The sequence below is a fragment of the Loktanella fryxellensis genome, assembly GCF_900110065.1.
In the GTDB taxonomy this organism is placed as follows: Bacteria; Pseudomonadota; Alphaproteobacteria; order Rhodobacterales; family Rhodobacteraceae; genus Loktanella; species Loktanella fryxellensis.
The window spans coordinates 12,372-38,339 of the sequence record NZ_FOCI01000010.1 but is presented as its reverse complement, the minus strand read 5'-3'; the positions used below and the strand labels follow the sequence as shown (position 1 = coordinate 38,339).

At 66.7% G+C, this 25,968-nt stretch carries 25 protein-coding genes and 1 pseudogene; 10 read left to right on the top strand and 16 right to left on the bottom strand.

Annotated elements, in window-relative coordinates; all coding sequences use genetic code 11:
* Position 1 precedes the first annotated feature (1 nt).
* On the bottom strand, positions 2-1,222 hold the full coding sequence (locus BMX16_RS09305) for a urate hydroxylase PuuD (protein ID WP_089902187.1): 1,221 nt from the start codon (positions 1,220-1,222) through the stop codon (positions 2-4).
* Positions 1,223-1,289: 67 nt separating this feature from the next.
* Here BMX16_RS09305 and puuE point away from each other — a divergent pair, with 67 nt between their 5' ends.
* On the top strand, positions 1,290-2,687 hold the full coding sequence (puuE, locus tag BMX16_RS09300) for an allantoinase PuuE (protein ID WP_089902184.1): 1,398 nt from the start codon (positions 1,290-1,292) through the stop codon (positions 2,685-2,687).
* On the top strand, positions 2,684-3,181 hold the full coding sequence (locus BMX16_RS09295) for an ureidoglycolate lyase (protein WP_089902181.1): 498 nt from the start codon (positions 2,684-2,686) through the stop codon (positions 3,179-3,181). The genes puuE and BMX16_RS09295 overlap by 4 nt, the downstream gene beginning before the upstream one ends.
* A gap of 47 nt (positions 3,182-3,228) precedes the next feature.
* Here BMX16_RS09295 and BMX16_RS09290 read toward each other — a convergent pair whose 3' ends face one another.
* The 5 genes from BMX16_RS09290 to BMX16_RS09270 all read right to left on the bottom strand — a co-directional run bounded on the left by BMX16_RS09290 (position 3,229) and on the right by BMX16_RS09270 (position 10,877).
* Positions 3,229-4,209, bottom strand: coding sequence for a type I glyceraldehyde-3-phosphate dehydrogenase (locus tag BMX16_RS09290; protein WP_089902178.1), 981 nt, complete (start codon positions 4,207-4,209; stop codon positions 3,229-3,231).
* Entirely contained in the window at positions 4,209-5,030 is an 822-nt protein-coding gene (locus tag BMX16_RS09285) for a bifunctional allantoicase/(S)-ureidoglycine aminohydrolase (RefSeq protein WP_089902175.1), read from the bottom strand. Before BMX16_RS09285 ends, BMX16_RS09290 begins: the two co-directional genes overlap by 1 nt.
* Before the next feature lie 157 nt (positions 5,031-5,187).
* A complete protein-coding gene (locus BMX16_RS09280; protein ID WP_089902172.1) occupies positions 5,188-8,229 on the bottom strand; it encodes a DNA translocase FtsK in 3,042 nt (1,013 codons plus the stop codon).
* A gap of 11 nt (positions 8,230-8,240) precedes the next feature.
* Entirely contained in the window at positions 8,241-9,419 is a 1,179-nt protein-coding gene (locus tag BMX16_RS09275) for an aminotransferase class I/II-fold pyridoxal phosphate-dependent enzyme (RefSeq protein WP_089902169.1), read from the bottom strand.
* A gap of 123 nt (positions 9,420-9,542) precedes the next feature.
* On the bottom strand, positions 9,543-10,877 hold the full coding sequence (locus BMX16_RS09270; RefSeq protein WP_089902167.1) for an amidase: 1,335 nt from the start codon (positions 10,875-10,877) through the stop codon (positions 9,543-9,545).
* Between the two features lie 48 nt (positions 10,878-10,925).
* On the opposite strand from BMX16_RS09270, the gene BMX16_RS09265 reads away from it, so the two are divergent.
* The gene (locus BMX16_RS09265) at positions 10,926-12,173 is read left to right on the top strand and encodes a UbiH/UbiF/VisC/COQ6 family ubiquinone biosynthesis hydroxylase (RefSeq protein ID WP_089902164.1); all 1,248 of its coding nucleotides are present in this window, start codon (positions 10,926-10,928) and stop codon (positions 12,171-12,173) included.
* Here BMX16_RS09265 and BMX16_RS09260 read toward each other — a convergent pair.
* From BMX16_RS09260 to BMX16_RS09250, 3 genes are read right to left on the bottom strand one after another with little or no spacing between them, the layout of a single operon-like run.
* Positions 12,170-12,352, bottom strand: coding sequence for a Trm112 family protein (locus tag BMX16_RS09260; protein WP_089902161.1), 183 nt, complete (start codon positions 12,350-12,352; stop codon positions 12,170-12,172). The genes BMX16_RS09265 and BMX16_RS09260 overlap by 4 nt on opposite strands.
* A complete protein-coding gene (locus tag BMX16_RS09255; protein ID WP_089902158.1) occupies positions 12,349-12,987 on the bottom strand; it encodes an LON peptidase substrate-binding domain-containing protein in 639 nt (212 codons plus the stop codon). Before BMX16_RS09255 ends, BMX16_RS09260 begins: the two co-directional genes overlap by 4 nt.
* A gap of 26 nt (positions 12,988-13,013) precedes the next feature.
* The gene (locus BMX16_RS09250) at positions 13,014-13,928 is read right to left on the bottom strand and encodes a thioredoxin family protein (RefSeq protein ID WP_089902155.1); all 915 of its coding nucleotides are present in this window, start codon (positions 13,926-13,928) and stop codon (positions 13,014-13,016) included.
* A 100-nt stretch (positions 13,929-14,028) separates the two neighbouring features.
* Between BMX16_RS09250 and BMX16_RS09245 the strand changes: the two genes are divergently transcribed.
* Entirely contained in the window at positions 14,029-14,664 is a 636-nt protein-coding gene (locus BMX16_RS09245) for a GDSL-type esterase/lipase family protein (RefSeq protein ID WP_089902152.1), read from the top strand.
* A gap of 43 nt (positions 14,665-14,707) precedes the next feature.
* Here BMX16_RS09245 and rlmH read toward each other — a convergent pair whose 3' ends face one another.
* From rlmH to BMX16_RS09215, 7 genes and pseudogenes are all read right to left on the bottom strand, one after another.
* Positions 14,708-15,178 carry a 23S rRNA (pseudouridine(1915)-N(3))-methyltransferase RlmH gene (rlmH, locus tag BMX16_RS09240; protein ID WP_089902149.1) on the bottom strand — a complete coding sequence of 157 codons (471 nt, stop codon included), beginning with the start codon at positions 15,176-15,178 and terminating at the stop codon, positions 14,708-14,710.
* The gene (rsfS, locus tag BMX16_RS09235; protein ID WP_245731457.1) at positions 15,178-15,558 is read right to left on the bottom strand and encodes a ribosome silencing factor; all 381 of its coding nucleotides are present in this window, start codon (positions 15,556-15,558) and stop codon (positions 15,178-15,180) included. The genes rlmH and rsfS overlap by 1 nt, the downstream gene beginning before the upstream one ends.
* A 156-nt stretch (positions 15,559-15,714) precedes the next feature.
* Positions 15,715-16,236: a hypothetical protein gene (locus BMX16_RS09230; RefSeq protein ID WP_089902147.1), complete on the bottom strand. Its 522-nt coding sequence runs from the start codon at positions 16,234-16,236 to the stop codon at positions 15,715-15,717.
* Positions 16,230-16,322, bottom strand: coding sequence for a hypothetical protein (locus BMX16_RS09225; RefSeq protein WP_245731454.1), 93 nt, complete (start codon positions 16,320-16,322; stop codon positions 16,230-16,232). The genes BMX16_RS09230 and BMX16_RS09225 overlap by 7 nt, the downstream gene beginning before the upstream one ends.
* A 57-nt stretch (positions 16,323-16,379) precedes the next feature.
* The gene (locus tag BMX16_RS09220) at positions 16,380-17,348 is read right to left on the bottom strand and encodes a hypothetical protein (protein WP_089902140.1); all 969 of its coding nucleotides are present in this window, start codon (positions 17,346-17,348) and stop codon (positions 16,380-16,382) included.
* Positions 17,322-17,501 (bottom strand): annotated as a pseudogene (locus BMX16_RS18340) (hypothetical protein); the annotation flags it as partial. The gene BMX16_RS09220 and the pseudogene BMX16_RS18340, both read right to left, overlap by 27 nt.
* Positions 17,502-17,921: 420 nt before the next feature.
* A complete protein-coding gene (locus tag BMX16_RS09215) occupies positions 17,922-19,295 on the bottom strand; it encodes a mechanosensitive ion channel family protein (protein ID WP_089902137.1) in 1,374 nt (457 codons plus the stop codon).
* Positions 19,296-19,496: 201 nt separating this feature from the next.
* Between BMX16_RS09215 and BMX16_RS09210 the strand changes: the two genes are divergently transcribed.
* The 6 genes from BMX16_RS09210 (at position 19,497) to leuB (ending at position 25,915) form a co-directional block, all read left to right on the top strand.
* Positions 19,497-20,357: a calcium-binding protein gene (locus tag BMX16_RS09210; RefSeq protein ID WP_143058009.1), complete on the top strand. Its 861-nt coding sequence runs from the start codon at positions 19,497-19,499 to the stop codon at positions 20,355-20,357.
* Positions 20,358-20,560: 203 nt separating this feature from the next.
* Positions 20,561-21,964, top strand: a complete 1,404-nt coding sequence (leuC, locus tag BMX16_RS09200; protein ID WP_089902375.1) for a 3-isopropylmalate dehydratase large subunit — start codon at positions 20,561-20,563, stop codon at positions 21,962-21,964.
* Entirely contained in the window at positions 21,964-22,569 is a 606-nt protein-coding gene (gene leuD / locus BMX16_RS09195; protein ID WP_089902128.1) for a 3-isopropylmalate dehydratase small subunit, read from the top strand. The genes leuC and leuD overlap by 1 nt, the downstream gene beginning before the upstream one ends.
* A gap of 341 nt (positions 22,570-22,910) precedes the next feature.
* Entirely contained in the window at positions 22,911-23,705 is a 795-nt protein-coding gene (locus tag BMX16_RS09190) for a hypothetical protein (RefSeq protein ID WP_245731452.1), read from the top strand.
* Between the two features lie 41 nt (positions 23,706-23,746).
* A complete protein-coding gene (locus BMX16_RS09185) occupies positions 23,747-24,733 on the top strand; it encodes an endonuclease/exonuclease/phosphatase family protein (protein WP_177174620.1) in 987 nt (328 codons plus the stop codon).
* A gap of 75 nt (positions 24,734-24,808) precedes the next feature.
* Positions 24,809-25,915, top strand: a complete 1,107-nt coding sequence (gene leuB, locus BMX16_RS09180) for a 3-isopropylmalate dehydrogenase (RefSeq protein WP_089902125.1) — start codon at positions 24,809-24,811, stop codon at positions 25,913-25,915.
* The last annotated feature ends 53 nt before the right edge of the window (positions 25,916-25,968 follow it).

Below are 25,968 nucleotides of genomic sequence, written 5' to 3'. Positions count from 1 at the left end.
CTTATGACGCGGCGCGGAACCAGCGGGCCAATGCCGCGCGGTCCGCGTCGCTGATCTCGGTCACGTTGGCGGGCGGCATCGCGTGGCTGATCGCGGACTGCACGTAGATCTGCCCCGCGTGGCGCGCGATGTCGGCATCGGTTTCCAGAAACACACCCTTGGGCGCCCAGCGGATGCCGTCCCACACCGGCTCTCTTGCGTGGCACATGGAACAGCGGCCCTGCACGATCTGGGCCGCCTCGGTGAATCCCTCGGCAGACGCGAAACGCTGTTCCGCAGCGGTCAGGGCGCGTGCCTCCGACTCCTCGTACGTGTCGTGCCCCGGAAAGGTGGACAGCCACGCCATCACGATAAAGATGATGACCGTCGCGGCCCACGTCCAGGTCGGCTTGCCGCGGCGCGCGTGCATCGAGTTGAAGTAGTGCCGGATCGTCACCCCCAGCAGGAACACCAGCGCGGCGATGATCCATGCATACTGCGTGCCGAAGGCCAGCGGATAGTGGTTCGACAGCATCAGGAAGATGACCGGCAGCGTCAGGTAGTTGTTGTGGGTGCTGCGCAGCTTGGCGATCTTGCCGTACTTCGGATCGGGCTTGCGCCCCGCCTTCAGGTCGGCGACCACGATGCGCTGGTTCGGCATGATGATCAGGAACACGTTGGCCGTCATGATGGTCGCGGTGAAAGCGCCAAGGTGCAGAAGCGCAGCGCGGCCCGTGAAGACCTGATTGTAACCCCAGCTCATCACCACCAGGACCACGAACAGCAGCAGCATCAGGACCGTGGGCCGCTCGCCCAGCGCCGATTTGCACAAGCCGTCGTAGATCAGCCAGCCCACCGCCAACGACGCCGCCGACAGGGCGATGGCCTGCCACACCGCCAGATCGGCGCGGGCCGGGTCGATCAGATACAGGTTCGCACCCGCCCAATAGACCACCATCAGCAGCGCAAAACCGGACAGCCATGTGGCGTAACTCTCCCACTTGAACCACGTCAGGTGGGCGGGCATCGCATCTGGCGCCACGAGGTATTTCTGGATGTGGTAGAAGCCGCCGCCGTGGACCTGCCACTCCTCTCCGTCCGCCGGACCGGGGACGTTGCGGTTCAGGCCCAGATCCAGCGCGATGAAGTAGAAGCTGGACCCGATCCACGCGATTGCCGTGATGACGTGGGTCCAGCGCACCGCAAAGGCCAGCCATTCCCACAGGATCGCCATGTCATACATCTGCTGAGCCCTTTCGCCTGCTGCGGATAAGACGGTATGTAGACGGCAGTTCCAAAGGAAGACCGAAATGACCCGCTATCCCCGCGACATGATCGGCTACGGCGCGCAGACGCCAGACCCGAAATGGCCACAGGCTGCGAAAATCGCCGTCCAGATCGTCTTGAACTACGAAGAGGGCGGCGAAAACAACATCCTGCACGGGGATGCGGCGTCAGAAGCCTTCCTGTCAGAGATCGTGGGCGCTGCCCCTTGGCCCGGTCAGCGGCACTGGAACATGGAAAGCATCTACGAATACGGCGCGCGCGCCGGGTTCTGGCGTCTGCACCGCCTGCTGAAGGAGGTCCCCGTGACCGTCTTTGGCGTCGCGACCGCGCTGGCCCGAAGTCCCGATCAGGTTGCCGCCATGCAGGACGCCGGGTGGGAGATCGCGACCCACGGGCTGAAGTGGATCGACTACAAGGATGCCCACGAGGATACCGAACGCGCCCACATCCAGCGCGCCATCCGCCTGCACACCGAAGTGACGGGACAGCGCCCGCGCGGGTTCTATCAGGGCCGCACGTCGATCAACACCGTGCGCCTCGCGGCGGACGAGGGGTTCGACTACATCGCCGACAGCTATGCCGACGACCTGCCCTATTGGCTGGACGATGGCACGACGTTGATCGTGCCTTACACGCTCGACGTGAACGACATGCGCTTCGCCACGCCGCAGGGGTTCAACGCGGGCGACCAGTTCTACGACTACCTCAAGGCAAGCTTCGACGCGCTGTACCGCGAGGGGCAGGAGGGCGCGGCCAGGATGCTGTCCGTCGGCCTGCACTGCCGTCTGGTCGGTCGCCCCGGCCGGATCGAGGCGCTGCGCCGCTTCATGAACTACGCGCGGGGCCACGACGGCGTCTGGTTCGCCACCCGCGCGCAGATCGCCGATCACTGGCGCACCCATCACGCCTTCGTCGCACGTCCCCGTCCCAGCCGCATGTCCAATGCCGATTTCGTGGCGGCCTATGGCGGCATCTACGAACACTCGGCATGGGTCGCCGAACGCGCGCACGGGCTGGAACTCGGGCCCGCCCACGATACGCCGACGGGCCTAGCCAATGCGATGGCGCGCGCCTTCCGCGCCGCCACCACGGAGGAGCGGTTGAAGGTGCTGCGCGCCCACCCCGACCTTGCGGGCAAACTCGCCACCGCCCGTCGTCTGACGCCTGACAGCACCGCCGAACAGGCGGCCGCCGGCCTCGACGCGCTGACGGATACGGAGCGTGAGACGTTCCAGCGCGCGAACGCGGCCTATGTGGCCAAGTTCGGCTTTCCGTTCATCATCGCCGTGCGTGACCACACGAAGGACAGCATCCTGCGCGCGTTCGAGGCGCGGTTGCAGAACAGCGTGGAACAGGAGTTCGCCGCCGCCTGCGCGCAGGTCGAACGCATCGCCGCCCTGCGCATCGCGGCCCTGCAGTGATCACAGCACCGCCTCTGACCGCCGTCGCCTTCGCCCCCTTCGGCGACGTGCTGGAGGCATCGGGCGAACCCAACCGGATCATCAACGCGGGCCTGTGCGGGCGCTGGCACGACACCGCACGCCTCGACTTCGGCGATGGCCGCGCCGGGATCAGCCTGTTCCGCGCGCAGCCCCGCACCCTGCCCTACACCTGCGACCTGCTCGAACGGCATCCGGAGGGATCTCAGGCCTTCATCCCCATGACCGCCGCCGCCTTCCTCGTGATTGTGGCCCTCGACGAGGACGGCCAGCCCGGCATGCCGCTGGCCTTCATCACCGCCCCCGGACAAGGCATCAACCTGCACCGCGGCACATGGCACGGCGTGCTGACCCCGCTCGCCGACACAGGTATTCCCGACAACGGCCTCTTCGCCGTCATCGACCGCATCGGCAGCGGCGCGAACCTGCAAGAGGCGCAGGTCGCGCCCTTCACCGTCCAGGCTTCTTCTGGTTGAAAATATCCTCGGGGGGACGGCGCAGCCGGGGGGGCAGACAGCCCCCCTCAACGGTGGCCCATGCGCACCGCCATGTCGATCATGCGCGCTGAAAACCCCCACTCGTTGTCGTACCAGCCGAACACCCTGATCTGATGCGGCGTAGTCGCGAAACACTCCGGCAGGGCCACGATCAGCGATTCGGGCCGCCCCCGCAGGTCGCTCGACACCAGCGGCAGCGCCGTGGTGCCGATCAGCGCGGGATCGGCAGCAGCCAGCAGGTCGCGAAAGCCTTCCGTGGTCACGGCCCGGTCCACCGTCGCGGTCAGGTCGATCGCCGACACGCTGGCGACCGGCACGCGCACAGCGGATGCGGTCAGCCGTCCTGCCAGATGCGGCAATACCTGCGTCACGAGGGCCGCCGCGCTGGTCGTCGTCGGCACCATCGACAGTGCGCCCGCGCGGCTGCGGGCGAAATCCCCGCGCGGCGCGTCGGTCATCGGCTGGCTGGAGGTATAGCAGTGGATCGTCGTCATGTGCCCCGCCACTACACCCAAAGCCGTATCCAGATGGCGCAGCAACGGCGCCAGCGCGTTGGTCGTGCAACTGGCGTTCGACACGATCCGCGCGTCGCCCAGATCCGCGTCGTTCGCGCCCAGCACCACCGTCACCTCCGCCGCCGGTGACGGGCCGGAGATCAGTACCGCACCCGCGCCAGCCGCCAATCCCCGAGCCGCGATGTCGGCGGTCCGTGCGATGCCCGTGCAGTCAAGGACGAGGTCGATGCACCGCAGATCGAGGGTGGACAAATCCGCCGCGTGGCTGACGGGGATCGTCGCACCGTCAATCATCAGGTACCCGTCCGCCTGTCCGACCACCCCGGGATAGGGGCCGAACACGCTGTCGTAGGCGAAGAGGTAGGCGCACATGTCCAGCGGGGCGATGTCGTTGATGCCGGCGACGGTGATGCCGCTGTCCGTGCGCGTGGTCAGCAACTGCCGCAGGATCGTGCGTCCGATCCGACCGAACCCGTTGACCAGGACACGCATCAGCGCAGCGTCAGCGGCATGTGCCGGTTCACGTCCTTGTAGAGCAGATAGCGGAACGGTCCCGGCCCGCCCGCATAGCAGGCCTGCGGGCAGAAGGCGCGCAGCCACATGTAGTCGCCCGCCTCGACCTCGACCCAGTCGCGGTTCAGACGATAGACCGCCTTGCCCTGCAACACGTAGAGGCCGTGTTCCATCACGTGCGTTTCCATGAAGGGGATCGTGCCGCCCGGCAGGAAGTTCACGATGTTCACGTGCATGTCGTGCGCCACGTCCGTGGGATCGACGAAGCGCGTCGTGGACCATGCGCCCTCGGTGCCCGGCATGGCTACGGTGGTCGCATCCGCCTCTTGCGTCACGAAGGGGCGTGGCGCAGCGATGCCCGGCACCGCGACATAGGCCTTGCGGATCCAGTGGAACGTACAGGGTGCGTCATGATCGTTGGCGATGGTCCAGTCGGTGCCAGCGGGCAGGTAGGCGTAGGAGCCGGGGAACAGCAGGTGCGTCTGGCCAGCGATCGTCAGCTCCGCATGGCCCGACACGACGAACAGCACGGCCTGCGCGGTCGCATCCCCCTCTGGCGCGGTGCTGCCGCCGCCGGGGGACAGTTCCGCGATGTAATGGCTGAAGGTTTCCGAAAATCCCGTCATGGGCCGCGCGATCACCCACATCCGCATCCCCGTCCAGTGCGGCAGCAGACTGGTGGTGATGTCGCGCAGCGTGCCCTTCGGGATCACCGCATAGCTGTCGGTGAACACGGCGCGGTCGGTCAGAAGGGCAGTCTGCGGCGGCAGGCCGCCGGTGGGGGTGTAGTGGTCTGTCATGGCTGCGTTCCCTGTTGCGCAACCGTTGGACACCCGATCGCGCAGGTGCGCAAGGCGGTGTGATGGGCAGGCGTGGCAGGGGGGCTTTCTGCCCCCCCGGCTGCGCCGTCCCCCCGAGGATATTTCCGACCAGAAGAAGCCCGGAGGGGGGCTGGCGTCAGTGCTGCTCCGGCACGAGGATCTCGCGCTTGCCGACGTGGTTTGCGGGGCTCACGACGCCCTCGTCCTCCATCTGCTCGACCAGACGCGCGGCCTTGTTGTAGCCGATCGCCAGCTTGCGCTGGATGTAGCTGGTCGAACACTTGCGGTCCTTGATGACGATAGCCACGGCGGTGTCGTAAAGCGCGTTTTCCAGATCGGACCCGTCGCCCAGACCCAGCACCGCGTCGATGCTGGACTCGCCGTCGTCGGTCGGCCCTTCGATGACGCCCGACATGTATTCGGGCGGACCGAAGCCCTTGAGGTAGTTGACGATTTCCTCGACCTCTTCGTCCGAACAGAAGGGGCCATGCACGCGCGTCACCTTGGACCCGCCCGCCATGTAGAGCATGTCACCCATGCCGAGCAACTGTTCGGCCCCCATCTCGCCCAGGATCGTGCGGCTGTCGATCTTTGAGGTGACCTGAAAGCTGATCCGTGTGGGGAAGTTCGCCTTGATCGTGCCGGTGATGACGTCGACGGACGGGCGCTGCGTCGCCATGATCAGGTGGATGCCCGATGCACGCGCCATCTGCGCCAGACGCTGGATGCAAGCCTCGATCTCCTTGCCCGCGACCATCATCAGATCGGCCATCTCGTCCACGATGACGACGATGTAGGGCAGGACTTCGGGCTTGAACTCGTCGGTCTCGAACACCGGCTCTCCGGTCTCGTCATCGAAGCCGGTCTGCACGGTGCGGCTGAACAATTCGTCGTTGGCCAGCGCTTCCTTCACCCGGCCGTTGTAACCGTCGATGTTGCGCACGCCCATCTTGGACATCTTGCGATAACGCTCCTCCATCTCTCCCACGACCCATTTAAGGGCGACGACGGCCTTTTTGGGGTCGGTGACGACAGGGGACAGCAGGTGCGGGATGCCGTCGTAGACGGAAAGTTCCAGCATCTTGGGGTCGATCATGATCATCCGGCATTCTTCCGGCGTCAGCTTGTAGAGCAGCGACAGGATCATGGTGTTGATGGCGACGGATTTACCGGACCCGGTGGTGCCGGCGATCAGCAGGTGAGGCATCTTGGCGAGGTTGGCGATGATCGGCTGGCCGCCGATGTCCTTGCCCAGCGCCAGCGGCAGCTTCATGTTGCTGTCGCCGAAGTCGCGGGCCGACAGGATTTCGCGCAAGACGACCTTTTCCCGGTTCTCGTTCGGCAACTCGATGCCGATCACCGTGCGCCCCGGCACGGTGGACACGCGGGCGGAGAGCGCCGACATGCTGCGCGCGATGTCGTCGGCCAGACCGATCACGCGGCTGGCCTTCAGCCCCGGTGCGGGTTCGAGTTCGTACATCGTCACAACGGGACCCGGGCGGACGCTGACGATCTCGCCCTTGACGCCATAGTCGTCGAGCACGGATTCCAGCATCCGCGCGTTCTGTTCCAGCGCCTCGTCGGACAGGACATGGCGCTGCACCTCCGACGGATTGGTCAGCAGGCTGAGCGGCGGATGTTGGTAGGCGGCGTATTTTTCCTCGAACGTCAGGGACGGCTGCGCTTCGGCCTTGGCTTGCTTGCTGGGGGCGGGCGTGCGGGCCATGCCATGCTGCACCACGGCCTTGCGCGGGGCGACAAGGGGGATCGTCGGGCGCGGGGCGGGCGCGTCCGGGTCGAACAGCGGTGTGGCGGTCAGGGCGGGCACGTCGGCCACAGGTGCGCGCTGATAGACGACGGGCGCCGCGTCTTCGTCCATGTCGTCGGCCAGCATGGGGGCGTCGTCGGCCCAGTCGTCGTCCGCGAAGGCGGGCTCATCGAACGCAGGCTCGATCATCGCGGGCGCCGGCATCAAGGGGGCGACCTGCGGCAGGATCAGCGGGCGCGGCCCCTTGCCGGCGGTCAGGGCGGGTTCGATGCGGACACCCGTGACCGGGTGGGGTGCCGCTGCTGCGGGCGTTGCTCCGGGCAGGATGCGCGCCTTGATCGCGTCGCTGATGCGGCTGCGCACGCGGTCGGGGGCGGGGGCGGCCACGTCGTGGTCCATGTCCGGCACCTCGACCAGTTCAGGTTCCGGTATCGCGCGCGGCGCGGCTGCGGCGCCACCGGGCATGCGGCGGGCGGGCATCGGGGCGGCATCGTCGAAGTCGTCGATCAACTCTAGCTCTGGCGCCGTGCGCGACACGTTGCCGTCGGCGCGGATGATGGGGGGCATCTTGCGCTGCGGATCGTGCAGCGCGGGGGTCGGCATGGCGGTCATGCGCTGCGCGGGCTTCATGCCCGGCATCGCCACAGGCGCGGTCAGCGCGGGCTGCGCCACCGCGCGGGTCGCGCGGGCGTCGGCCCGGTCGGCCATCCGCGCGGCGATGTTGCCGCGCGCGCTGATCGCCGCTTGCGTTGCGCGCGCGGTGCCCTGCCCCGCCGCCCGCAGCGCCATGTCATAGAGCATCACCGCGCCCAGCAGCACGAAACGCCCGGCAATGCGCAGCTCTGGCCGGGTGAAGCCCAGCGCGAACGCCATGAGCGCCACGGTCGCGGCCCCCAGCAGCAGCGACAGCAGTTTGACGCCGACCACCGGCCCCAAGGGCAGGATCAGCAGTGCCTGCCCGAGCAGCGTGTCGCCGAACAGACCGCCCATACCGAAACTCGCGGGCCAGTCGTCGCCGCGCGGGACCGACGCGGCATAGAGCGAGGCCACCGCGATCACCACCGGCACATAGACCACGCGGCCCAGCGCGCGTTCCGACCCACGGTGCAGGACATAGCGCGCGCCCCAGCCAATCAGCACCAGCGGCAGTGCCCAGATGCCCTTGCCCACGATCATCATCAGCGGTGCGGCAGTAGCGGCCCCGAACAGGCCGAGCCAGTTCTGCACCGGCGCGTCGCTGGCGGAAATCCACGACGGGTCGGTCGGCGAATAGCTGAAGAAGACCATCGCCGCGATCAGACCCACGACGATCAGGGCGATGCCCAGCAATTCCTTGCTGCGACGCTCAAGTGCTGCCTGCGTTTCGCTGTCGAGCAAGGGGTCGCGGTGCCGGGTCTGATAAGATGCCATTCTGCCGTTCCTCACTGATAAAGCGTGTCGCGCAAGCGGATCAGACCGCGTTCCACGTCGTCTCTCGGGCCGCACAGGGCCACCCGGATATAATCGGCACCGGGATTTTCACCGTCCACATCGCGCGACAGATAGGCCCCCGGCAGGGTCCGCACGCCGGTCCGCTGCCACAGGCGCAGGGCGGATGCCTCGCCGTCCTGCACCGGCAACCACAAAAAGAACCCCGCAGGTGGGCTGACGTAACCCGGCACGTTGCCAAGGATGCGGTCGGCGATGGCGAACTTCTCCGCATAAAGCGCGCGGGACGCAGTCACATGATCCTCGTCGTCCCAGACCAACGCCGACACCGCCTGCACCGGGCCGGGCAGCGGCGCACCCGCATAGGCCCGCAGGGCGCGGATCGCGGCGATGTTGCGCGGGCCGGAGGCACAGAAGCCGGACCGCAGACCGGCAAGGTTCGAGCGTTTCGACAGCGAATGGAACACCACCACACGCTCCGGGTCGGCACCCATGGCCTGTGCCACCTGCAAGGCACCCGGCGGGGGGGCGTCGCGATAGATCTCGGCATAGCATTCGTCGGCGAAGATCTTGAAGTCGTGCTTTTCGGCCAGACCGATCAGGGTGCGCCAGTAATCCTCGGACGCCACCGCGCCCTGTGGGTTCGCGGGCGAGCAGATGTAGGCGATGGCGGTGCGGTCCAGCACTTCGGTGGCCACGCCCTCGAAATCCGGCAGATGCCCCGTCGCCAGCGTGGCGGGCAGATAGACGGGTTCGGCGCCCACGGACAGGGCGCCTACCGCATAGACCTGATAGAACGGGTTGGGCGTCAGGATGACGGGAGTCCTGCCGCCCTTGTCCTCGGGGCACAGGGCCATGGCGGCGTTGTAGAGCCCCTCGCGCGTGCCATTCAGGGCCATGACCTGATCGGCGGCGATGGTGACGCCGTAACGGCGCTGCAGCCAGCGGGTGATCGCATCCAGAAGCGCGGGCGTGCCGTCGTTGTTGGGATAGCCGCCGAAGCCAGCCATCTGCTGACCCATCGCCGCGGCCAGGAAGTGCGGCATGGGGTGCTGCGGGTCGCCGATGGTCATGTTGATGGGCGTATCGCCCGGCGGAACGGCATCCAGCAGCCCGCGCAAACGGGGCCATGTCGCAACCGGAAGGTTGGAGAACCGCTGGGGAAAATTCATCGCTGCCTCTTGCGGGATCGTGACGCGCCCCGCTTGGATGCCAGAGTAGCGGCAGGGGGCCGCGTCTGTCCAGCGGGACGGCCCGGATTATCAGGGGCTTGCAGCGAAATTGTGGCATTTGAGTCAGTTTGGCACGTCCAGCGCCCGTTCCGCCCAGGCCGCCGTGCGCAGCAGGCGGTCGTCCTGTCCGGTATGCCCGCACAGCATCAACCCGCAGGACGGCGTGCCCGTGGGCAGCGTGACGGCGGGCAGGTCCAGCAGGTTGGCCATGCGGGTGTTGCGCAGGCACAGCAGGTTTTCGGTCCGGTAGTGGTCGGGATCGTCCAGCAGGCGCTGCACCCGCGGGGGCAGTCCGGGCACGGTCGGCATGATGACGGCGTCATAGGCGCAGGTGGCAGCGGCATAGGTCGCGCGCACCGCGCGCAGCGTGGCCCATCCGGCGATATAGTCGGCGGCATTGACCCGTTCGCCCGCAGAAACCCGGTCGTAGGTGGGCGGGAACATCGCATCCGGCTGTGCGGTGATCCGGTCGCGCCACCACGCCCAGGCATCGGCGGTATAAAGCGGGCCTGTCACGGCATAGGCACGGGTCAGGTCGGGGATCTCGATCTCCGTCACGCTGGCCCCTGCCGCACGCAGGCGCGCCACCGCTGCGTCGAACGCCATCCGGGGCGCGTCCGTCACGTCGTCCATCACCACGGTGCGCAGGATCGCCAGTTGCACGGGTGGGGTCGGTCCACGCAGGTCGGGGGCGCGCGACCCCTCCAGCGCCGCCGTCAGCGACGTGGCGTCCTGCACCGACCGGCACAGCGGCCCCACCGTGTCGAAGGTCTGGCACAGCGGCACCACCCCGGTCAGCGGCAGGCGACCGTGGGTCGTCTTGAACCCCACGATGTCGTTCCACGCCGCAGGAACCCGCACCGACCCGCCCGTGTCAGACCCGATCCCCGCCGCAGCAAGGCCATAGACCACCGACGCCGCAGCCCCCGACGACGACCCGCCTGCCACGACGTCGGTGCCGCTGCGATGCGGTGGCGTGGCCGTCATCGGGTTCAGCCCGAGACCGGAAAACGCGATTTCGGTCAGATGCGTCTTGCCGAGGCACACCAGCCCCGCCGCCGTCGCCCGCTGCAATACTTCCGCGTCCCGGTCCGGCACGCGGCCCGCCATCAGGCGCGTCCCCGCTTCGGTCCCCACGCCAGCGGTGTCGAACAGGTCCTTCCAGCTGACCGGCACGCCGTCCAGCGGGCCGCGCCGCAGACCCGACCGCGCACGCAGCGACGCCGCCTGCGCCTCTGCCAGCGCGCGGTCGGGCGTGACGCGGACATAGATCAGGTCGCGATACGGATGGGCAGCGATGGCGGCGAGATACGTCTCGGTCAGCGCGACCGGGTCGATGTCGCCGGCGGCGATCCCCTGCCCCAGATCCGTGGCCGTCATCCAGCGCCAAGCGTCCATCACCGTCACCTCTCCGTTATGGCGGGCAGGCTAGCGACCGCACACCGCATGGACAATCCCGCGCCCGCGCCCATATGTCAGTCCATGGACAACACCGACATCATCATCGTGGGCGGCGGGCTAAACGGTCCAGTCATGGCCCTTGCCGCAGCCGATGCGGGCCTGCGCGTCACCCTGCTGGACGCCGTCACGCCAGACGCGCACCGCAGCCGTGACTTCGACGGGCGCGCCTATGCCATCGCCCACGGCTCGATGCGCCTGCTGCGCGGCATCGGCGTCTGGGACGCCGTGCAGGCAGGGGCCCAGCCGATGCTGGACATCAAGGTGACGGACGGCCGCCCCGGCGAGGGGGCCAGCCCGTGGATGATGCATTTCGACCATGCGGAGATCGAGGAAGGCCCGATGGGCTGGCTGGTCGAGGATCGCCACCTGCGTGCCGCCCTGCTGGACGCCGTCACTGCCGACGCGCGGATCACCCACCGCACCGGCACCCGCGTCACCGCGCAGGACGTCACCCCCTCCGGCGTCTCGGTGACGCTGGCAGATGGCGAGATACTGTCTGCCCGCCTGCTGATCGGCTGCGACGGGCGCACAAGCGGCACCGCCCAGCGCGCTGGCATCCGGCGGATCAAGTGGGATTACGACCAGATCGCCGTGGTCTGCGCAGTGGAACACGATCTGCCGCACCACGGCGTCGCACATCAGTTCTTCATGCCCGGCGGTCCGCTGGCGATCCTGCCGCTGACGGGCAACCGCAGCTCTATCGTCTGGAGCGAGCAGGCCGACCGCGCCCGCGTTTTGCTGACGCTGGACGATGACGCCTTCCTCGCGGCGCTGCAACCGGCGTTCGGATCGTTCCTCGGGCAGATCCGACTGGTTGGGGCGCGGTCGTCCTATCCGCTGGGCCTGACGCTGGCGGACAGCCTGACGGCCCCGCGCGTGGCACTGGTGGGCGATGCGGCGCATGGCATCCACCCCATCGCAGGCCAGGGCCTGAACGCAGGTCTGCGCGATGTCGCAGCCCTCGCGCATGTGCTGGAGGATGCGCGTCAACGCGGCGAGGACATCGGAAGCGTCACCACGCTTGCGCGTTATCAAGACTGGCGCAAGGGTGATGCGACCCGGCTGGCCTTGGCGACGGATGCGTTCAACCGGCTGTTTTCGAACGACAACCCGCTGTTGCGGGGACTGCGCGATCTGGGGATGGGGGCGATCAACGCCATGCCGTCCGTCCGTCGCCGCTTCATCAGAGAGGCGGCTGGACTGACAGGTGCATTGCCCCGCCTGATGCGCTAATCCTCGATCCGGCGCGCCTCGTCGATCAGCATCACGGGAATGCCGTCACGGACCGGATAGGCCAGATGCGCCGCCTTGCTGATCAGTTCCTGCGCTTCTGCATCGTATCGCAGCGGGCCTTGGGTCTGCGGACAGACCAGCGCCTCCAGCATCTGGGGATCGAACAGGGCCTCGGTCATTGCATCACCTCGTCGTCGCCGCCGCGCAAGGCGAACTCGATCAGCGTCATCAGCGTCTCGCGCCGGGTGGACAGGCTCGGCGCCTCCAGCAGGGCCTGCTTGTCCTCGGGCGCGAAGGGGCACAGCATGGACAGCGAATTGATCAGCAACTCGTCCTCTGCCTCGCCCAACTGGTCCCAATCCGTCTTCAGCCCCTGATCCGCAAAGAAGCGGCCCAGCGCATCCATGAACACGGTGCGATCGAACTCGGGGTCATGCTCGACGCGACCCAGATCACGCTCGAACCCCGCCCATTTCACCTTGCAGCGGCGATAGGGGGTGAACCCCTCGACCTCTTCCGACACCCGGAACCGCGAGCGGCCGGCGAGCGTGATCATGTAGCGACCGTCGTCGGTTTCGGTAAAGCCGACAATCCGCCCCGCACAGCCGATGCTGTGCAGCTTGCCCGCCGTGCCGGGGGCGTCATAGGGTTGCACCATCCCGATCAGGCGCTGCGGCGACTTCATCGCATCCTCGATCATCGCCAGATAGCGCGGCTCGAAGATGTGCAGCGGCAGACGCGCCCGCGGCAGCAGCAATGCGCCGGGCAGCGGAAAGATCGGGATCGTGTCAGGAAGGTCGGTCATTGTTGCCATGAGGTTGAGTTAGGCCGCAGGCCGTCTCAGGCAAATATCAGCGACGACAGTTTGCGCCGCCCGGTCAGAACGATCGGATCCTTCGGCGGTAAGGCATCGAAAACCTTGAACAACTGCGTCTTTGCCGCACCCTCGTTCCAGTCGCGGTCGCGACGGAACAGATCCAGCAGATGATCGACCGCTTCCTGGCTGCGGCCCGCCGCATGCAGGGCCGTCGCCAGATCCAGCCGGGTCTGGTGATCGGCCGGATCGGCCGCCAGCTTCGCTTCCAGCTCTCCGACGGGACCGGCAGTCTCGGCCTCGCGCAGCAGGGCGATGCGGGCGGCCAGCGCCTCCAGCGCGGGGTCCGTGCTGATCGCGGCGGGCGCGCCGTTCAGGATCGCTTCGGCCTGATCCACGTCACCCAGCGCCAGATGCGCGGCGATCAGCCCGGCATAGGCCGCGGCGTTGTCCGGGTCCTCCTGCAGGATCGCGGCAAAGGTTTCGGCAGCATCGGCGGCAGCGCCTTCGTCCAGCATCTCCTGCGCTGCGGCGATTGCATCTGCCAGACCGTTGTCGGGCGCACCGGCCATGGCCGCGACCTTTTCGACGAAGGCATTCACTTCGGACGGCGGCAACGCGCCCTGAAATCCGTCGACGGGCTGGCCCTGCCAGAACGCATAGACGGTCGGGATCGACTGCACACGCAGCTGGCCGGAATAGGCGGGATGCTTGTCCACGTCGATCTTGACCAGCTTCACGCGGCCGTCGGCCTTGGTCACAGCAGCCTCCAGCGCCGGGCCCAGCGTCTTGCAGGGGCCGCACCAGACGGCCCAGAAATCGACAATCACCGGCACGGTCATCGACATCTCGACGACATCTGCGATGAAGCCCTGATCGGTGCCGTCCTTGATATGCGCACTGGTCGTGGTCTTGGCGGGGGTCTGGCCCAGAATCTGCATGTCGTTCCTCCTCGATGCGCGGTTGCCCCCTATATGTGGGCGGTCGCACCAAAGGCCAAGGGGGATTGCCCCGCACCACCCCCCTGCCTAGGCTGATCGCATGACTCAGACCATCCTCACCTTTGGCGACAGCAACACGCACGGCACGCCGCCGATCGTCACACGCGGCCTTTATGCCCGCCACGATGCGACGATCCGCTGGCCGCAGATCATGGCTGCGCAGACAGGCTGCACCCTGATCGAGGAGGGGTTGCCGGGCCGCACCGCCTGCCCCGTGACAGACCCGGAGATGGGCGCCCACATGAACGGCCACCTCGGCCTGCGCATCGCGCTGGAGAGCCACGGCCCCATCGACGTGCTGACGCTGATGCTGGGCACAAACGACTGCAAGGCGCATTTCGGCCTGACGCCCGAGGGGATCGCTGCCGGTATTGCTGGCCTGCTCGCCATCGCCTGCGGTGACGTCATGCAGACCCGGCATGGGGGATTCAGGACCCTGCTGATCTGCCCGCCGCCGGTGCTGGAACAGGGGCCCATAGCGCAGGTGTTCCACGGTGGTGCTGCGCGGTCGCAGGGGTTGGCACCGCTCTATGCGGATCTCGCGCGCGTCTGGCACGTGGGCTTTCTAAACGCGGGTCGGAACATCGCCGTCAGCCCGCAGGACGGTGTCCATTACGATGCCGACGCGCACCACACGCTGGGCCTTGCCGTGGCGCAGGCCATCGCCGCGCTCTAGCCGGCCACTCGCTTTTTACGAAATACTCCCGCCGGAGGCTGCTTCACACGCGGTGATAGGGTGACCCTGACAGGATTGACGCCGCGCGATACAACTGCTCGGTCAGCATCACGCGCACCAGCATGTGCGGCCAGACCATGCGCCCGAACGACAATGCCGCATCGGCGCGGGCACGCAGGGCAGGATCGATGCCGTCGGCACCGCCGATGACAAAGGCCACGTCCTGCGGCCCCTGATCGCGCCAGCGGGCCAGCATCTGCGCAAAGTCGGGGGAACTCATGACCGTCCCGCGTTCGTCCAGCACGCAGATCAGCGCGCCGTTGGGGACAATGCGGGACAGCAGCGCGGCCTCTCCGGCAATGCCGCCGCCCTTGCGGTCGTCGACCTCGACGATCTCGGCCGGACCAAGGGCCAGCGCGCGGCCCGTCCGGTCGAACCGGGTCAGATAGTCGGCGATCAGCGCCGCCTCGGGGCCGCCGCGCAGGCGGCCCACGGCGCAGATCCGCACACGCATCAGGGGGCCTTGTGCGCGTCCATGGTTGCGAAATCCTGCGATCCCGGCATCCACATCTTTTCCAGCTGATAGAATTCGCGCACTTCCGGGCGAAAGATGTGGACGATGACGTCGCCCGTGTCGATCAGGACCCAGTCGCCGATGTCCTTACCTTCGATCTTGCTGACCAGACCGAACTCGGTCTTCAGGCGATCGGTCAGCTTTTCGGCCATGGCAGATACCTGCCGCGTGGACCGGCCGGACGCGATGACCATCCAGTCACCCATCTCGGACTTGCCGCGCAGGTTGATCTTGACGACCTCTTCGGCCTTGTCGTCGTCCAGCGATGTCAGGATGGCGTCCAACAGCTGGTCGCTGTCGTAAGAGGCGCGCGCCGTCACAGCGCGGGACCCCGGGGTGGCAGCATGGGCTGCCGAGGTGGAAAGAGACAGTGCATCGTCCTCCGATGATAGGCGCCGGACGGATAGCCCCGGTGCAAGGCATAATCGAAACCTAAGACGTGACGCCCCACATTTCAACAACCGAAGGCGCGGGCGTTAATCCTGTGCCGCGGGCGTGTCAACCTGTGCCGCGGGGGCGGGGGCGCGTGGCGGCGTCTCGAACGCGCCGACGGCAAGACCGTAGATCAGCCAGCGGTCGTCCTCGCGCACGAATTCCAGATCGAATGTGATCGACCGGGGTTGCAGCGGAAAATAGCCCGACAGGCGGATGATCCGCTGGTCCAGCGACACGTCGCTGCGCTGCAGGACGGGTTCGACCGACATCACCGGCAACAGGTCGAGCCGTTCGTCGCGCACCCGTTGCAGACGTATGGACAGGTCCGTCGCGGTGTTGGCGTCATGGAACGCGTCGGATGCATAGTCACGCAACGTCGTGTAGTTGCCGGTCCAGTTGGCATGGTTCACGGCCAGCAAGGCGTCCCGGATCAGCGCCGTCGCATAGCTCTGTTCGATCTGCGGGGTATCCTGCGCGCGGACGGGGGCCAGGGTCGCCGCGCCGAACGCCGTGGCAAGGAGCCACGGCGTCAGACGTTGGTGAAGGGAGATGCGGCTTACCACGCGTAGCTGACGCCGATCCGGCCACCGACCTTGTTGCGATCAAAGCCATAGGTGATGCCCGCATCGAACTGCGTGTTCGCATCCATGCGGTAGGCCCCCGACATGGCGAACGCGGTGGCGCCGTCGAAGGCACCAAGGCCGCCCTACACGGCGAAATCGCGGTCTGTCGGCACATAGGGTGTATCCAGCGCCATCGCCATGGCGATCCCTTCGCGGTTGTCGGCGATGTCGCTGGTGTTGCGCGAGATCTGCGCGGCTTGCGATGCAATGGCGCTGCCCTGTTCCGACAGGGTCCGTCCGATGTTTGCGAACGCGGTGACGTCAGTGTCGGACACCGCAAGGTTGCCATTCGCATCGGAGGTGACGAGACGGACGGCACCCGACTGCGCCTCGCGGCTGGCGTCGGATGTGACGCCGGGCAGGGTATAGGTGTTGGCGCTGTTGCCGACCACGACCTGATTCTCACGCGCGGCGACGGCGCCGTCACCGATGGCGATGCTGTTGTCGCCGGACGCACGGCTGAGATTGCCGAACGACAGTGCACCAGATCCCGACGCGATGGCATTCTCACCGACGGCGGTGGACCGGGTGCCGCTCGCGATGGCCAGATGACCGAACGCCTGTGCGCGTTCGCCGCTTGCGACGGACTGCCAGCCAATTGCGCTCGATCCGAGGCCGGTTGCAGCGGACTCACCTCCTACGGCGGTGGTGGAGTTGCCGTCAGCGACCGCCCCTGCCCCGAATGCGATGGCATCGACGCCATTTGCATTTGCACCGGCCATCTGCCCGTTGCCGTCATTGCCACCGATCGCGATGGCACCTTCGCTGGCGGCAACCGAATCTTCGCCGATGGCGATAGCTTGTGCGCCGGACGCCGTGGCCTGATGGCCGAGCGCGTTGGAGAACGCACCCGTCGCGACCGACTGCCAGCCGAAAGCCGAGGACCCGAGGCCAGAGGCATCGGACTCGCCGCCCACGGTCGTGGTGGACGTGTTGGTTGCCGTGGCCCCCGCCCCGATGGCGACCGCATCGATGCCGGTTGCCGTAGCACCAGCACCCGGACCATCAGCATCGTTGCCCCCGATTGCAACGGTTCCGAATTCGCTTGCCACCGAATCCTCGCCGATGGCGATGGCCTGCGCGCCGCTGGCCGTCGCCTGATGGCGAAGGGCGTTGGAGAAAGCGCCCGTCGCGGACGACTGCCAGCCGAAAGCCGAGGACCCGAGGCCAAGCGCTTCCGCCTCGCCGCCGACTGCGGTGGTCGATGTATTGTCCGCAACCGCATCCGCACGATGGCGATGGCGTCCACGCCGGTCGCCTGCGCGCCAGTCCCGTCTGACGGTGTCGTCGTGTCACCGTCGCTGCCGATGGCGATGCTGCCTTCGCTGTTGGCGCCCGCGGCGTTGCCGATGGCGATCCCTTCAGCGCCCTCCGCTGTCGCCGTGGAACCCACCGACACCCCGTTGGCACCAGGCGTTGGACCGTCGCCGACAGTAAAGGCCTGTGCAAAGGCGCCTGTCGCGCCGCTCATGATGATGACGGTGGCCGCCGTGGTGCGCAGCAGGCGCGCAAGCGTGGTCGGATGCGTTGGCATGGGGGAGATCCTCATGACAGAATTACTGGTTAACACGTGCGACAAGGTAACGCGGCGTCACATCCACTCAACCTTAATCACCCCGGAAATCTCACACCTGCGTGACATCCTTTTCTGCCGCGGCCGCCGCCCGCCGCATCGCCAGCGTGGACCGGTCCAGCACACGTACCTCGCGCTGCGGGAAGGGGATCGAGATGCCGTGCTCCGCGAACGCATCCCAGAGCGCCAGAAACACGTTGCCGCGGATGTTGGTCAGGCCGCCGGTGGGGTCGGAAATCCAGAACCGCAGGATGTAGTCCACCGAACTGTCCCCGAAGCCTGTGATGTGGCAGACCGCCGGGCGCTGCTCCAGCACGCGGGGCACCGCCATGGCCGCGGCGATGGCGACCTTGCGCACCAGATGCGGGTCATCGCCGTACGACGTGCCGAAGGTAATGTCGAGGCGCACGAAATCGTTGGAATGCGACCAGTTGACCACCTGTCCTGTGATCAGATCCTCGTTCGGGATCAGGTATTCCTTGCCGTCGCGGGTGGTGATGCTGACGTATCGCGCGCCCAGCGCATTGATCCAGCCGAACGTCTCGCCGATGGTGATCACGTCGCCGGGCTTGATCGACTTGTCCAGCAGCAGGATCACGCCCGACACCAGGTTCGACACCACCTTTTGCAGACCGAAGCCGAGGCCCACGCCGATCGCACCGGACAGCACCGCAAGGCCGGTCAGGTCGATGCCGATGGCCTTCAACCCAATGAAGACGGCGGTGCCATAGAACACCAGCTGCATCGCCTTGACCGCCAGCACCTGCATCGACGGGCTGATGTCGGCATTGCCGGCAATGCGGCCCCGCGCGCTGCGCGTCAGGAACCGCGCCGCAGCCCACAGAACCCCGACGATCAGGACCGCCTGCAGCACCATCAGCACTGAGATCCGCAGGTTGCCCAGCGACAGGGCGGCACTGTCCAGCGCGCCCGCGACCTGATCGGTCAGCCCGAGGATGCTGACCGTGACCCAGACCCAGCCGCCATACCGCACGATCTTGCGCAGCAGGGGGTTGGCGATCAACCGGGTGGCAAAAGCGATCAGCAGCCACGCCGTCGCCAGATTGGCGATGATCCCCAGCTGATACGTGCGGCTGGCCCATGTGACCTCCCGCATCACGAAGATGACGATCCAGATCAGCACGACGAAGATGATCGCCCGCAACCGCTTGTGCAGCACCACAAGCCAGCGGATGCGCCACATTGGCCAGCCTTCTCGGGCGCGCATCCAGTCGTGCAGGCGTGGGGCCAGCACCATCCGCGCCACATGCGCCACGGCGAACAGGCCCAGCGCGATCAGCAGCTGATACCCGACCCACGGCCGCCACAGGGCCATGACAAAGGATTCGGCCTGCCCGATCAGCCCCTGTCCGGCGTCCAGTAGATCACCCAGTTGCGGCGTGGCCGCGTCGTCGGTCGGTTCCATGATCTTGCCCCTTGCGCCGCGACAGTGCCACGGGGGCCGTCGCGGGGACAAGGGCGCGCGGGACACGGTCCCGTGGCACACGACTGATCCTGTTTCAGACGGCGCGAGATGGGCCTTGACAGAATCGCCCCTCCCCCGCGTCCGCAATTAACATAGCTTAATCAATAAATTAGCGCCGATTTGGAAACAACGGCGGGTGGAGTGGGTAAATTGGAACTGATCGTATTACCTTTGTTGCTGGGTGGTCTGCTGGCCTTCGCCTTTGCCGGGGGCAGTGACGACGACAATGACGACGACGAAACCGTGCCGGACCGCCCGAACCAGCCGGACGGGCCCGACGGAGGTCTGCTGACGGATGGCGACGACCGGTACGAGGGCACGGCTGGCATCGACATCGTGCAGGCCGGCAATGGCGACAACAGGCTGATGGGGCAGGACGGAAACGATGTGCTCAGCGGCAATGGCGGCGACGACACCATCGACGGCGATGCTGGCGACGATGTGCTGGATGGTGGTTCCGGCAACGACACGCTGCACGGCAACAACCCGCGTGACGCCATCTCTGACGGCAACGACAGTTTGTTGTGCGGTCAGGGCAACGACACACTGACCGATACCGGCGGCAACAACCGGCTCGACGGCGGCACCGGAAACGACACGCTGTGGGCCACGACCGAGCGGACGACGATGACCGGCGGCGTGCAGGCGGATACCTTCAACGTCAGCGGCGATGTCAACATCATCACCGATTTCGAACCCGGACGCGACACGCTCGACATTCAGTTGTCCTTTGACCCTGCCGCACAGAATGGCGGCCCCGCCCCCACCACCGACGACATCGACGTGACGCTAGAGGATGACACGCTGGATGACGGAACACCGGTGACCTATGTGCGCCTGTCGCTGGCGGACACAGCGGCCAGCGGCACCCAGATCTCGAACCTGGATCAGGTGATCGAACTGCGCGGGATCACGTCGAACCAGTTGGCCGACGACTTCGACGTGTCGTTGTTCACCGACGATGCCCTGACTGTGGCCATCGACGCGGCCCTGATCCGCTGACCACCCAACACCCTTGCGACACGCGTCGCAGGGGTGTATCTGCACGCCCTATGATACCGATATTCGACATGGATGATCGCGCGCGGCTGCCTTGGCGGTTCTTTGGCGCGACCTGCACGATCCTCGCCCATCTATGATGCGCGCGGTGCAACGGCACCCGCATCACGCCTGACCCCAACATCATCATTATGGGAGAGGACACCATGTCCCCCAAGACGCTCTACGACAAGATCTGGGATGCCCACGTCGCCCACGAGGCCGACGACGGCACCTGCCTTCTGTATATCGACCGCCATCTGGTGCACGAAGTCACCAGCCCGCAGGCCTTTGAAGGCTTGCGCATGACGGGTCGCAAGGTCCACGCACCGGACAAGACCATCGCCGTGCCCGACCACAACGTGCCCACCACGCTGGACCGCGCCAACGCCGCGACCATGACCGAAGACAGCCGCATCCAGGTCGCAGCGCTCGACACGAACGCGCGCGAGTTCGGTCTGCACTACTATCCCGTCAGCGACGTCCGTCAGGGCATCGTGCATATCGTCGGACCCGAGCAGGGCTGGACCCTGCCCGGCATGACCGTGGTCTGCGGCGACAGCCACACTGCGACGCACGGTGCCTTCGGTGCCCTCGCCCATGGCATCGGCACGAGTGAGGTCGAGCATGTGCTGGCGACCCAGACGCTGATCCAGCGCCGCGCCAAGAACATGAAGGTCGAGATCACCGGCAAGCTGCGCCCCGGTGTTACCGCCAAGGACATCACAATGTCCGTGATCGGCAAGACCGGCACGGCGGGCGGCACCGGCTATGTCATCGAGTATTGCGGCGAGGCGATCCGCGACCTGTCGATGGAAGGCCGCATGACCGTCTGCAACATGGCGATCGAGGGCGGCGCACGCGCCGGCCTGATCGCGCCGGACGAGAAGACGTTCGCCTATTGCAACGGTCGTCCGCACGCGCCGAAGGGTGCGCAGTGGGAAGCCGCGCTGGCGTGGTGGAAGACGCTCTATTCCGACGACGACGCCCACTGGGACAAGGTCGTGACGCTGAAGGGCGAGGATATCGCGCCGTCCGTCACATGGGGCACCTCGCCCGAGGACGTGCTGCCGATCACCGCCACCGTGCCGTCGCCCGACGAATTCACCGGTGGCAAGGTCGATGCGGCACAGCGCAGCCTCGACTACATGGGTCTGACCGCCGGCACGCCGCTGTCGGACATCAAGATCGACACGGTGTTCATCGGGTCCTGCACCAACGGCCGGATCGAGGATCTGCGCGCCGCCGCCGCCATCCTGAAAGGCAAGAAGATCGCCGTCAGCCGCGCCATGGTCGTCCCCGGATCGGGTCTGGTCCGTGCGCAGGCTGAAGAGGAAGGTCTGGCGCAGATCTTCATCGACGCAGGGTTTGAATGGCGGATGGCGGGCTGTTCCATGTGCCTTGCCATGAACCCCGACCAGCTCGCCCCCGGCGAACGCTGTGCCGCGACGTCCAACCGCAACTTCGAAGGCCGTCAGGGCCGCGGCGGACGCACCCACCTGATGTCACCGCAGATGGCCGCCGCCGCTGCGATCACCGGTCACCTGACCGACGTGCGGGAGATGATGTAATGGACAAGTTCACCACGCTCAGCGGCATCGCGGCCCCCCTGCCGCTGATCAACATCGACACGGACATGATCATCCCCAAGCAGTTCCTGAAGACCATCAAGCGGTCGGGGCTGGGCGTGAACCTGTTCGACGAGATGCGCTATGACGATGACCGCAACGAGATCGCGGATTTCGTGCTGAACAAGCCGCAGTACCGCGAGGCGGAAATCATCGTCGCGGGCGACAACTTCGGCTGCGGATCGAGCCGCGAACACGCGCCGTGGGCGATCAAGGATTTCGGCATCCGCTGCGTCATCGCACCCAGCTTTGCCGACATCTTCTACAACAACTGCTTCAAGAACGGCATTCTGCCGATCGCGCTGCCGCAGGACCAGGTCGATGTGCTGATGAAGGATGCCGAGAAGGGCTCCAACGCCCGCATCGCCGTCGATCTGGAGGCGCAGACGATCACGTCGTCGGATGGCGAGGTGTTCCACTTCGACGTTGATGCCTTCAAGAAGCATTGCCTGATGAACGGTCTGGACGACATCGGCCTGACCATGGAAAAGGTCGCCTCGATCACCGCGTTCGAAGATCAGGCCGCGACGTCGCGCCCCTGGGTCTGACACCGCCATCGACACAGTTGAAATGCCTCTATGGGGTCGGATCAGTCCGGCCCCATCATCTTGTGGTGCGACCCCGCATCGCCCCAGCCGCACCGCGAAACGGTTGCAAAGCCGCACCACCCGCGCCCTCAAAATGCCTCGTATAATTAACTAATGTTAACCGCATGTTGTGCAGCATCGGTGATCGAGGCAAGATTATGGCAGAAATGAGGCAGACTTCGCCACGTGCGGGGGCAGAACTCGGGACAGTGCGACGGCACAGTATCGTCGCAGACCGGGCAAAGGACGTGAAGGCAGTGACAACGGCCCTACCCGGCGCCTTGATGCGCGCAGTCTGCGTCATGACCGTCATTGCGCTGCCATCCCTTCTGTTGCCCATGACCGGCGTCGCCGGGTTGCAGGTGCTGGCACTCGTCAGCCTGTTCGCCGCCACATTCATCGTGATCGAATACACCGTCGCCAGCCCCAGCTTCGTCGAATTCCGCAGCGCCCCACCTTTCAACCGGCTGCGGTTCATCGCCCTGACCGCGATCGTGTTGATCCTGTCGCTGATCCTGCGCGGGATCGAGGCGCCCTCGACGCTCACGCGTCTGATGCATCTGCTGGCCGAGCGGATCGGCTACGCCCTCGACTTTCCCTTTTCGCCCGTGCGCCTGATGCTGTTGATGATGCCCGCCGGGACCGATCCCGCCGTGCTGGACGTGCTGCGCATGGCCACCGGGCTGTCCTATGTGGTGGCGCTGGGATCGACGCTGATCTTTGCGGCGATGCTGGGGGCCCATCACTGGCCCGCACGCAACGGCGCCTTCAACGTCTGGGTGAACCTGCCGATGTTCGACCCCACCGCGGGCGGCGACATCGTCGCGCGTCTGCAGCGCGACGGACAGGTGAACCTGATCCTTGGCTTTCTGCTGCCGTTCGTGTTTCCTGCCGCTGGCAAGGTGGCGTCGCTGTTCATGGCCCCGTTTGCCATGACCGAACCACATTCACTGATCTGGATCGTCAGCGCATGGGCCATTCTACCTGCAAGTCTGATGATGCGCGGCATCGCCCTGCACAGGGTCGCCGGCATGATCCATTCCCAGCGCAGGCGAAACTATGCGCAGGCGGCGGCAAACGGCATGTTGCCCACCTGATCCTGTGTCTGCTGCTGGCGGCCCCCGCCGCGGCAGAGGACATGCGCATCGCCACATTCGCCGCTCCGCTGGGGCGGGACGGGCCGGGGCTGATGCTGCGCGATCTGGGGCGCGCGGATGTGCAGATCGACGCCGTGGTGGCGATCGTGGCGCAGGTGAACCCCGACATCCTGCTGCTGACCGATGTGGACTTCGACGCGGACGGTCTGGCGCTTGATGCGCTGGCGGACCGGATGGGGTTCGCCCATGCGTTTGCGCTGCGGCCCAACACGGGGATGGCGACGGGCCTCGATCTGGACGGGAACGGGTACCTGGGCGACGCACGCGATGCGCAGGGCTATGGCACCTTTAACGGCGCGGGCGGCATGGCGCTGCTGTCGCGTTGGCCGGTGCAGACGGACGCCGTGCGCGACCTGTCGTCCCTGCTGTGGCGCGACATGGCCGGGGCCACGTTGCCCGAAGGTCCCCTGTGGACCGAGGACATCGCCGCCACCCAGCGCCTGTCCACCACCGGCCACTGGATCGTGCCCGTCGCCGCCCCGAATGGCCCCGTCACGATCATGGCGTTTTCCGCGACTCCCCCGGTGTTCGACGGGCCAGAGGATCGCAACGGTCTGCGCAACGCCGACGAGGTGCGGCTGTGGGCACAGGTGCTGGACGGGTTGCACGGTCCGGCGCCGCAGGACGCGGTGATCGTCGGCAATGCCAACCTCGACCCCGCCGACGGCGACGGGCTGCGCGACGTGATGGTGGGGTTCCTGTCCGATCCGCGCCTGACCGACCCGGAACCGCGCAGCGCGGGCGGGATGGCTGCGGCGGATGCGGACCACGCCGGCAATCCCGCGCTGGACACCGCCGACTGGCCCGACGGTGCCCCCGGCAACCTGCGGGTCAGTTACGTCATGCCCACCGCTGGCTTCACCGTGACGGACAGCGGCGTGTTCTGGCCCGCCCCCGACGATCCCGACGCTGCGATGGCGAATGCGGCGGGTCCGCACCGGCTGGTCTGGGTGGACCTGTCGCGCTGACGCCGCCTGCGGCTTGAAACCGCACCGCCTTGGCGTTACGCGGGGACAACCCCTTTGCAGCGCAGGACACCTCTCATGGCGAACCCCACCCTCCTCATCCTGGCCGGCGACGGCATCGGTCCCGAAGTCATGGCCGAGGTGAAGCGCATCATCACGTGGTATGGCGACAAGCGCGACATGCCCTTCGACGTGACCGAGGATCTGGTCGGCGGCTGCGCCTATGACAAGCACGGCACGCCGCTGCACGACGACACGATGGCGAAGGCGCAGGAAGTGGACGCCGTCCTGCTCGGTGCCGTGGGCGGGCCCGCCTACGACGACCTCGACTTCAGCGTGAAGCCGGAACGCGGCCTGCTGCGCCTGCGCAAGGAGATGGACCTGTTCTCGAACCTGCGCCCGGCGCAGTGCTTCGACGCGCTGGCCGACTTCTCCTCGCTCAAGCGCGAGATCGTGGCGGGCCTCGACATCATGATCGTGCGCGAACTGACCTCTGGCGTGTATTTCGGCGAACCGCGCGGCATCCACACCGAAGGCAACGAGCGTGTGGGCGTGAACACCCAGCGCTACACGGAATCCGAAATCGCCCGCGTCGCGCGGTCGGCGTTCGAACTGGCCCGCCGCCGCAACAACCGCGTGTGTTCGATGGAAAAGGCCAACGTCATGGAATCCGGCGTGCTGTGGCGTCAGGTCGTAACCGAGGTGCACGCCAAGGATTACGCGGATGTCGAGCTGAGCCACATGTATGCGGACAACGGCGCGATGCAGCTGGTGCGCAACCCCAAGCAGTTCGACGTGATCGTGACCGACAACCTGTTCGGCGACCTTTTGTCGGATGCCGCCGCGATGCTGACGGGCTCACTCGGGATGCTGCCGTCCGCCTCGCTCGGCCTGCCGATGGCGAACGGGCGGCCCAAGGCGCTGTATGAACCCGTCCACGGGTCGGCCCCCGACATCACCGGTCAGGGCAAGGCGAACCCGATCGCCTGCATCCTGAGCTTTGCCATGGCCCTGCGCTATTCCTTCGATGCAGGGTCCGAGGCCGACCGGCTGGAAGCCGCGGTGGAAAAGGTGCTGGCCGACGGTGCCCGCACCGCAGACCTGCTGGGGCCGGAGGGTGGCTCCCCCATCAGCACCACCCAGATGGGCGACGCGATCCTCGCCGCCCTCGACGCCAGCCTCTGACCCCCGGCGGTCTGCCGCCGCGATCAGCAACGGCCCTTGACCCTATGCCGGTC

Bases quoted from the DNA above. Each gene is read 5' to 3' on its own strand.
- BMX16_RS09275 (WP_089902169.1), bottom strand. From the start codon at position 9,419: ATGAATTTTCCCCAGCGGTTCTCCAACCTTCCGGTTGCGACATGGCCC.
- puuE (WP_089902184.1), top strand. From the start codon at position 1,290: ATGACCCGCTATCCCCGCGACATGATCGGCTACGGCGCGCAGACGCCA.
- BMX16_RS09305 (WP_089902187.1), bottom strand. From the start codon at position 1,222: ATGTATGACATGGCGATCCTGTGGGAATGGCTGGCCTTTGCGGTGCGC.
- BMX16_RS09250 (WP_089902155.1), bottom strand. From the start codon at position 13,928: ATGCAGATTCTGGGCCAGACCCCCGCCAAGACCACGACCAGTGCGCAT.
- BMX16_RS09185 (WP_177174620.1), top strand. From the start codon at position 23,747: ATGCGCATCGCCACATTCGCCGCTCCGCTGGGGCGGGACGGGCCGGGG.
- BMX16_RS09215 (WP_089902137.1), bottom strand. From the start codon at position 19,295: ATGGAACCGACCGACGACGCGGCCACGCCGCAACTGGGTGATCTACTG.
- leuC (WP_089902375.1), top strand. From the start codon at position 20,561: ATGTCCCCCAAGACGCTCTACGACAAGATCTGGGATGCCCACGTCGCC.
- BMX16_RS09245 (WP_089902152.1), top strand. From the start codon at position 14,029: ATGACTCAGACCATCCTCACCTTTGGCGACAGCAACACGCACGGCACG.
- BMX16_RS09285 (WP_089902175.1), bottom strand. From the start codon at position 5,030: ATGACAGACCACTACACCCCCACCGGCGGCCTGCCGCCGCAGACTGCC.
- BMX16_RS09190 (WP_245731452.1), top strand. From the start codon at position 22,911: ATGACCGTCATTGCGCTGCCATCCCTTCTGTTGCCCATGACCGGCGTC.
- BMX16_RS09265 (WP_089902164.1), top strand. From the start codon at position 10,926: ATGGACAATCCCGCGCCCGCGCCCATATGTCAGTCCATGGACAACACC.
- BMX16_RS09225 (WP_245731454.1), bottom strand. From the start codon at position 16,322: ATGGATGCGAACACGCAGTTCGATGCGGGCATCACCTATGGCTTTGAT.
- BMX16_RS09290 (WP_089902178.1), bottom strand. From the start codon at position 4,209: ATGCGTGTCCTGGTCAACGGGTTCGGTCGGATCGGACGCACGATCCTG.
- leuB (WP_089902125.1), top strand. From the start codon at position 24,809: ATGGCGAACCCCACCCTCCTCATCCTGGCCGGCGACGGCATCGGTCCC.
- BMX16_RS09280 (WP_089902172.1), bottom strand. From the start codon at position 8,229: ATGGCATCTTATCAGACCCGGCACCGCGACCCCTTGCTCGACAGCGAA.
- leuD (WP_089902128.1), top strand. From the start codon at position 21,964: ATGGACAAGTTCACCACGCTCAGCGGCATCGCGGCCCCCCTGCCGCTG.
- BMX16_RS09270 (WP_089902167.1), bottom strand. From the start codon at position 10,877: ATGGACGCTTGGCGCTGGATGACGGCCACGGATCTGGGGCAGGGGATC.
- BMX16_RS09255 (WP_089902158.1), bottom strand. From the start codon at position 12,987: ATGGCAACAATGACCGACCTTCCTGACACGATCCCGATCTTTCCGCTG.
- BMX16_RS09260 (WP_089902161.1), bottom strand. From the start codon at position 12,352: ATGACCGAGGCCCTGTTCGATCCCCAGATGCTGGAGGCGCTGGTCTGT.
- rlmH (WP_089902149.1), bottom strand. From the start codon at position 15,178: ATGCGTGTGCGGATCTGCGCCGTGGGCCGCCTGCGCGGCGGCCCCGAG.